We start from the raw sequence: 7303 nt of genomic DNA on the forward strand, positions 1-7303 counted from the left end.
AACAATTAATAATTTCTTTCTTAGAAAAACAGTTAAAATAATAAACCCAATTAGCGCTCCAGCAAACGAGCTGAAGATAAATAATGGAATAAACCCAAATAATGTTGCCTTTTGACCGAGCAAAAGAGTAGCTATAGGGTAAGAAAGCATCGCACCAAGGATTCCTGTCCCAATCACTTCACCGATAAAAGCTAAATATAGTTTTCTAGTTTTCCAGAATAATAGTGAGGCGAGCAAGGCTCCGACCATACTGCCAGGAAAGGCAAAAAGCGAACCTGTTCCCATTAAATTCCTCAGCAAAGAAACACCGAAGGCCTGGGCGACAGCATAATAAGGACCTAACAAAACTGCTGATAAGACATTCAAAAAATGTTGGATAGGAAAGACCTTTGTAAAACCGATTGGAATATAGAATAGGTTACTTGAAAGTGTTCCAATCGCAATCATCATGGCCGTCAACGTCAATTTATGGGTCTTTTTCACTAATTGACCACTCCTTTAAAAATCACACTTTTTCTTAATGCTTTCGCAGCTTCCAGCGGGGATTCTGCCTGGCTTATTGCCGTAATCACAGAAACTCCATCCGCCCCCGCGTCAATAACGGACCGGGCATTTTGGATCGTAATCCCGCCGATGCCAACAATCGGCATTTCACAGCCATCTTTTCTTAGTTTTTCAATCAGTGTCGTCCCTCGCGATGGCTTGGCATCCGCTTTAGTCTTTGTCGGAAAAACAGGTCCAATTCCAAAATAATCCGCTCCATCTTGGATCGCTGCCATGGCTTCTTCTGTCGTATGGACGGATACTCCAAGGATTTTGTTCGCACCGATTTTTTCCCGTACCATTTTTACCGTTTCATCTTCTTGCCCGATATGAACACCGTCCGCATCAATCGCCACGGCCAACTCGATATCATCATTCACAATAAAAGGAATTTGATGGTTTCTGCAAAGGGTTTGGAGTTCTTTAGCCAGTGCATATTTTTCAGAACCAGTTAGTGCTCTCTCCCCTTTTTCGCGGAATTGAAAAAGCGTAATCCCTCCTGAAATTGCCTCATTTAATACTTCAACGGGTTCTTTCAAACAGTTGGTGCTGCCCATAATAAAATAAACGCGTAAAGCCTCTCTCAAATCAATCATGATCTCGATAGCTCCTTTACAAGGTTTCTTTTTCCATACGCCCAATGGTTAGTAGGTCCATGTCCTTGACCAATCTCCAATTGATCTTCAATTGCGGCCTGAATAAAATCTTTCGCTGTCCCAACGGCTTCATAAACAGTCGCACCTTTAGCTAGTTCAGCGGTAATAACTGCGGAAAAAGTACATCCTGTTCCATGGGTGTTCTTTGTCTCGATTCGCTTGCTCGTAAATGTGTAGAATTCCTTCCCATCAAACAATAAATCAATCGACTCGGATTCGTTTTCATCGTGACCGCCTTTAATCACAACGTTTTTCACGCCTAAATCATGGAATCTTCTAGCGGCCTCCTGTTTATCCTCTAAGGTCAGAATAGTCATCCCCGTTAGGACTTCCGCCTCCGGAATATTCGGCGTAATTACTTTGGAAACTGGCAACAAGAAATTTTTCATAGCAGAAATGGCTTCCATTTGCAGCAGTGAGGCGCCCCCCTTGGCAATCATGACCGGATCGACCACTACATTCTCCCAACCAAAGATCTTGATCTGAACTGCAACGGCCTCGATGATTTCCGTATTAAACAGCATTCCTGTTTTCACAGCATCGGCACCAATATCCGAGCCAATCGCTTCAATCTGCTTTACCACTGCCTCTCTCGACATTGGATAGACTCCGTGAACTCCTAATGTATTTTGGGCTGTTACTGCTGTTAACGCGGTCATCCCAAATACATCTAACTCCTGAAATGTTTTTAAATCGGCTTGAATTCCAGCACCGCCGCCGCTATCCGAACCTGCAATTGTTAATGCTTTTTTCATTAAATTACCCCTCTTTATTAACTTTTTTGAAAGAACTATATAGATTGATATCCTCATTTGAAACAAGTGATAATTGGTTTAAGAATTCGATTTGGAAACTTCCTGGTCCCTTTTCAGCTGTTTGTGCCGCAGCCTTTTCCGCAGCAACGCCGTAATATGTTAAGGCAGCCAATGAAGCTTGAAGTAAATCTTTTTCTACTCCTGCAAACGCCCCAATCACCGAGGTTAGTAAGCATCCCATACCGGTCACCTTTGTCATGATTGGGTGGCCATTGCTAACCAGATAGGTGGTTTCTCCATCGGAAACGACATCCTCTTTTCCCGTGATGATGACCACGCAATTCCAAGTTTCTGCTGCTTTAATCGCAAGGCTCACGACATCGCCATTCGCTGACGCCCCTGCATCGACGCCTTTAATTTCCCACTTTTCACCAAGTACATTTGCGATTTCAGCTGCGTTTCCGCGGATGGCTGAAATATTTACTTCATTCATGATTCTTTGGGCAGTTTCGGTTCGGTACGTAGTAGCCCCAGCACCAACCGGATCAAAGATGACCGGTACACTGAATTCATTGGCTGCTTTTCCGGCAATAATCATCGAATCTACCGTTTGCGGGTTTAAGGTGCCAATATTCAAAACTAGTGCACTAGCAATCTTGGCCATTTCCGCCACTTCCTCGGCAGCATACGCCATTACAGGTGAAGCACCTAAAGCTAGCAGACCATTTGCAGTAAAATTCGTTACCACGACATTAGTGATATTATGTACAAGCGGGTTTACCTCTCTAACCTTTTCCAACGTTTCAAACAAACTGATTTTTTCCATTGCCCATCTCTCCCGTTTCTTTTTATAAAAATAAAAAAACCAGATCCATAAACGGACCTGGTTAGTTAGTCAGAGAAAAATAAAAAATTCACTTGGCTACTTTCCTACGCTGGTATTACCCAGATCAGGTCCGAAGGGTTAAAAACATTAGCGTTTTCTCTCAGCCTGATAACAGGGCACCCCTAGTAGATCGATTAGTTTATTAAATTAAGTACATAATAACGCTATGAAACTAGATTGTAAAGGAAATAGTTTCAAGCGATCAATAGTTTACATAATATAATTATTTGTTTATTTTTTTTAATAATAGGCTAACATACTATCGTTACTGTTTGCTTTCATATGGAACCGTAACAATAAAAGTACTTCCTTTACCTTTTTGAGAATGAATCTCTAACTGTCCTGCTAGTTTTTCCAAGCTTCGTTGGACCAAAAATAACCCAATTCCTCGATTTTCACCCTTTGTCGAATACCCCTTCACACATAAGCTATTTCTAATCTCCTCGTCGATACCTTGTCCTGTATCATGGACCTCCAACACAAGGATTCCATCATAATAATCAAACCTTAACGTTACTTTTTTAAGAGGCTGATCCGCAACTGCATCCAGTGAATTATCAATTAAATTTCCAAGAATCGTGACCACTTCATGTGTTGTTTCCTGCCTGTGCGGTTCTGGTAACAATCCTTCCCCATCAATGATCATTTCACAGCCTTTTTCCCTTGCAAAGCTAAGTTTTCCTAAAATAAAGCCTGCTAATACAGGATCTTTAAAACGACTGACGACAAATTCTACCTCAGACTGCTGGTGATTAACAATTTTGGTGATGTACGACGAAACCATATGATAGTCCTTCATATGGACTAAACCTGAGATTACATGCAGTTTGTTCATGAATTCGTGCGATTGGGTTCTAAGTGCCTCTGCATATAACTTGACTCCGGTCAATTGTTCAGCTAATTCCTTGATTTCGGTTTTTTCCCGAAAGGTGGCAATTGCTCCAACAATCTTTCCCTTCACGATTACTGGGACACGATTGGTTAGGATGGTAATATGATTGATTTCTTGCTCTTGATTTAACTGTGCTTCCCCAGTCTCTAGGACGGTAGAAAGTTTTGTATTTGGCATGTAATCGTCCACTATTTTTCCTAAAAAAGGACCTTCAATACCAGCCTTGTGAAGAAGTCTAATCCCCTCATTATTAACGAGAGTGGTTATACCATCTTGATCAACCGCCAGCGTCCCTTCCTTGGTTGATTCCAGCATCGCACTTCGTTCTTCCAACAGTTTTGCTATTTCACTAGGCTCCATCCCAAACAGAATCGATTTGATTTTTCTTGCCAAAAATAGAGCTCCTAGAACTCCTACTAAAATACCCACTCCGACTCCAATCAAAATGATTCTTCTACTTTGTTCGATCGCCTGATTTACTTTTTCTAACGAGATACCTACGGCAACGGCCCCTATTTGTTTATTTTTCTCATCAAAAACAGGGACGAAAGAGCGTAATGATAATCCTAATGTTCCTTCGGCAGTCGAAATATGCTCTTTCCCTTTTAATACCGGACCTTCATCTCCACCAACAAAATGCAAGCCTAATAGATTCCGATTAGGATGTGATTTTCTTATTCCATCCATGTCCATGACGACGATGAATTCAACATGGGTGGACCGTTTGAGATCATTCGCAAATGATTGGATGTCCTTCTCTGCTTTTTTATTCTGTAACCCATTTATCACAAGGGGGGACCCGGCAACAATCCTCGCTATATCTGTGGCTTTCTCAGCTTGCCCTTTCTTTGTTTCTTGTGAAATTCTGTTAGTAATTAATATCTCAGTAACGAACAATGCCATCACAACTACAATGCAAACTAGCAGGGTAATCGTCGTTTGTAAACGGAGTTTTGGTTTTCCAATCCTGATTTTCCAGTCCAACATGCTCCCTCCCAATTCACAAACATCATATTTTTTATTCACACTCCATATCGGTTGACTGGTCTTCCCACACCCCCGTAATGGATATGTATTTTTACTTTTCCTTCTTTTTCTAAATAATCAAGATATCTTCGTGCTGTTACACGTGCCATTCCAATGCCTTCTGCTACCTCCTCAGCAGAAACGGGTTCTTTCTCGTGCGAAAGAAAGTCGGTAATTTTCGTTAAAGTGTTCATATTTAATCCCTTTGGCAGGTTGTCTCTTTCATTTTCTTCTTTTTGATCAATGAATAAGATTTGATCAAGTTCCTCTTGTAAAAGGGCTTTCTTTTCCCCTAATTTCATACGATAAGTTTTATAGTTATCTAGTGATTTTTTTATGCGCTCAAAGGTAAATGGTTTCATGATATAATCAAATGCACCTTGTTGAAGAACTCCATGGATGGTTTCAATATCGCTGGCCGCTGTTATGGCAATTACATCAACGGAATAGGGCTTTGAACGAAGTTCTCTTAGCATCTCCAATCCACCCATATATGGCATATAAATATCGATAATGGCAAGGTTTGGCCGGAGTTCTTTGATTAATCTCAGACCATCGTTCCCATTTGCAGCCACTCCGATAATCGAAAACCCATCCACCCGATCAATAAATTGGCGGTGAACCTCCCGAACCATCGGGTCATCTTCTATCAATATTACTTTTAACGGAAACATCCCCAGCCCCCCTTAGATTGCTCACTTTTATAATAATATCATGGCCTATTTTATCAAAATAGTAAATTAATAGCTGAATATTTTTTCAATGTTTTATTGTGGAATTTCCTATAACAAAAGGAACAATAAGACCAATATGACCAAAATCTTACTAATATCTGAATTTTCATTTATTCTGTCAATAGGTGGTCTGAAAGCGTTAACAAATTTAATTAAACAAAGGGGTGTACGGGAAAATGAGAATTAATTTTAAAAATTTGACCGTCCAAGTATTATTGGGGATAGTACTTGGAATTGTGATCGGATTTCTGTTTCCGAAATTCGGTACCGAATTAAAAGTTTTGGCGGATATCTTTATCAAATTAATTAAGATGGTAATTGCTCCAATTGTATTTTTTACGATTGTCATTGGTATTGGTAACATGGGGGATTTAAAAAAGGTTGGACGTATTGGCGGAAAGGCGCTCCTTTACTTTGAAATTGTTACTACTTTTGCGCTGGCAATCGGATTATTACTCGTCAATATCATTAATCCTGGATCTGGATTTAACACAGACTCCGTAAAAGGCGGAGACATTTCGCAATTTACTGCGCAGGCAAAGGAGTCCAGTCATGGATTTATAGAGTTTATTTTAGGGATTATTCCAGATAATTTTGTTGGAGCTATGGCGAAAGGTGAACTGCTCCCGATCTTATTCTTTGCTGTCCTCTTCGGAATTGCCCTTGCTTCTTTAGGACAAAAAGGGAAGCCAGTCGTTGCTTTGTTTGAGCAATTTACGGAGATATTTTTTAAGATTGTTAATATGGTAATGAAATTTTCACCTATCGCAGCTTCTGGTGCAATGGCATACACCATTGGTAATTTTGGTCTGGGCTCGTTAGTCTCACTAGGTAAATTAATGGGAAGCGTATATGCAACCATGTTTATTTTCATTGTATTTGTCCTCGGGGCAATCGCAAAGCTATATGGATTTAATATTTTGAAATTCATCGCTTATATTAAAGAAGAAATTCTCTTGGTGTTAGGTACATCCTCTTCTGAATCTGCCCTCCCGAGAATGATGGAAAGACTGGAGAAATACGGCTGTTCCAAATCGGTAGTAGGTCTGGTTGTTCCAACCGGATACTCGTTTAACTTGGATGGGACCGCGATTTATCTTTCGATGGCGGCGCTCTTTATTGCTCAGGCTTACAATGTAGATATTACAATATGGCATCAAATCACCTTGTTAGGAATCTTAATGCTGACATCAAAAGGTGCAGCTGGTGTAACCGGTTCAGGTTTTATTACTCTTGCTGCGACACTATCTGCTTTCCCTGTCATTCCCGTCGAAGGGATTGCCTTATTACTAGGTGTCGATCGGTTCATGTCTGAAGCTCGTGCGATTACTAACCTAATCGGAAATGGCGTGGCAACTGTAGTTGTTTCCAAGATGGAGAATGAGTTCCATCCTTCCGCAGAGTTCGAATCGGCAAAAACAGATAAATCAATTAGTGCTTAATTGAGTATAACAAAATGGCTTGGAGGATTTCCTTCAAGCCATTTTGTTAATTAAACTGATTTTTGGTGCATACCGAATACTCTATGACTTTCTTAACTTTTTGCCAGTTCCATTAACTCTTTCAGTTCATTGGTAAATCCTTTGACGGCCCGGTTTTCAACGACTGTCACTGGAACTCCAAGAAACCCGTATTTCTCCACTTCCTTTTGGTATTCTGGATTGACGGATAAATCTCTAGTCTCGAAAGGAATTCCTTCCTCACTTAGGACTTTTTTGACCATCGTGCATTCGATGCAGTCTTTGGTTGTATAGACGATTACCTGCTTGTTCAATGTTCTTGTTCCCCTTTTGTTTAATTTTTCTGTATAG

General features: G+C 40.4%; 8 protein-coding genes and 1 riboswitch. Of the genes, 1 reads left to right on the forward strand and 7 read right to left on the reverse strand.

Annotation, left to right across the window (positions count from 1 at the left end):
• The 6 genes from thiW to V7659_RS15575 all read right to left on the reverse strand — a co-directional run.
• The coding region (thiW, locus tag V7659_RS15550; RefSeq protein ID WP_335540760.1) for an energy coupling factor transporter S component ThiW at positions 1–483 on the reverse strand (483 nt) is incomplete at its 3' end.
• Positions 483–1139: a thiamine phosphate synthase gene (thiE, locus tag V7659_RS15555; RefSeq protein ID WP_335540761.1), complete on the reverse strand. Its 657-nt coding sequence runs from the start codon at positions 1137–1139 to the stop codon at positions 483–485. The genes thiW and thiE, both read right to left, overlap by 1 nt.
• Complete coding sequence (gene thiD, locus V7659_RS15560) at positions 1136–1954, reverse strand: bifunctional hydroxymethylpyrimidine kinase/phosphomethylpyrimidine kinase (RefSeq protein ID WP_335540762.1); 819 nt, start codon at positions 1952–1954, stop codon at positions 1136–1138. The genes thiE and thiD overlap by 4 nt, the downstream gene beginning before the upstream one ends.
• 4 nt (positions 1955–1958) lie before the next feature.
• Positions 1959–2780 (reverse strand): hydroxyethylthiazole kinase, encoded by an 822-nt coding sequence (gene thiM, locus V7659_RS15565; RefSeq protein WP_335540763.1) that lies wholly within the window; start codon positions 2778–2780, stop codon positions 1959–1961.
• Between the two features lie 84 nt (positions 2781–2864).
• Positions 2865–2974: riboswitch (TPP riboswitch) on the reverse strand.
• A gap of 131 nt (positions 2975–3105) precedes the next feature.
• The gene (gene dcuS / locus V7659_RS15570; protein ID WP_335540764.1) at positions 3106–4719 is read right to left on the reverse strand and encodes a DcuS/MalK family sensor histidine kinase; all 1614 of its coding nucleotides are present in this window, start codon (positions 4717–4719) and stop codon (positions 3106–3108) included.
• 35 nt (positions 4720–4754) lie between these two features.
• Entirely contained in the window at positions 4755–5432 is a 678-nt protein-coding gene (locus tag V7659_RS15575; RefSeq protein WP_335540765.1) for a response regulator, read from the reverse strand.
• A gap of 236 nt (positions 5433–5668) precedes the next feature.
• Between V7659_RS15575 and V7659_RS15580 the strand changes: the two genes are divergently transcribed.
• Positions 5669–6934: a dicarboxylate/amino acid:cation symporter gene (locus tag V7659_RS15580; RefSeq protein ID WP_335540766.1), complete on the forward strand. Its 1266-nt coding sequence runs from the start codon at positions 5669–5671 to the stop codon at positions 6932–6934.
• Positions 6935–7026: 92 nt separating this feature from the next.
• Here V7659_RS15580 and V7659_RS15585 read toward each other — a convergent pair.
• Positions 7027–7303 (reverse strand): glutaredoxin family protein (locus V7659_RS15585; protein WP_335540767.1); only part of this gene is annotated, 277 nt, incomplete at its 5' end.

Source organism: Neobacillus drentensis (assembly GCF_036966985.1).
GTDB lineage: Bacteria > Bacillota > Bacilli > Bacillales > Cytobacillaceae > Neobacillus > Neobacillus drentensis_E.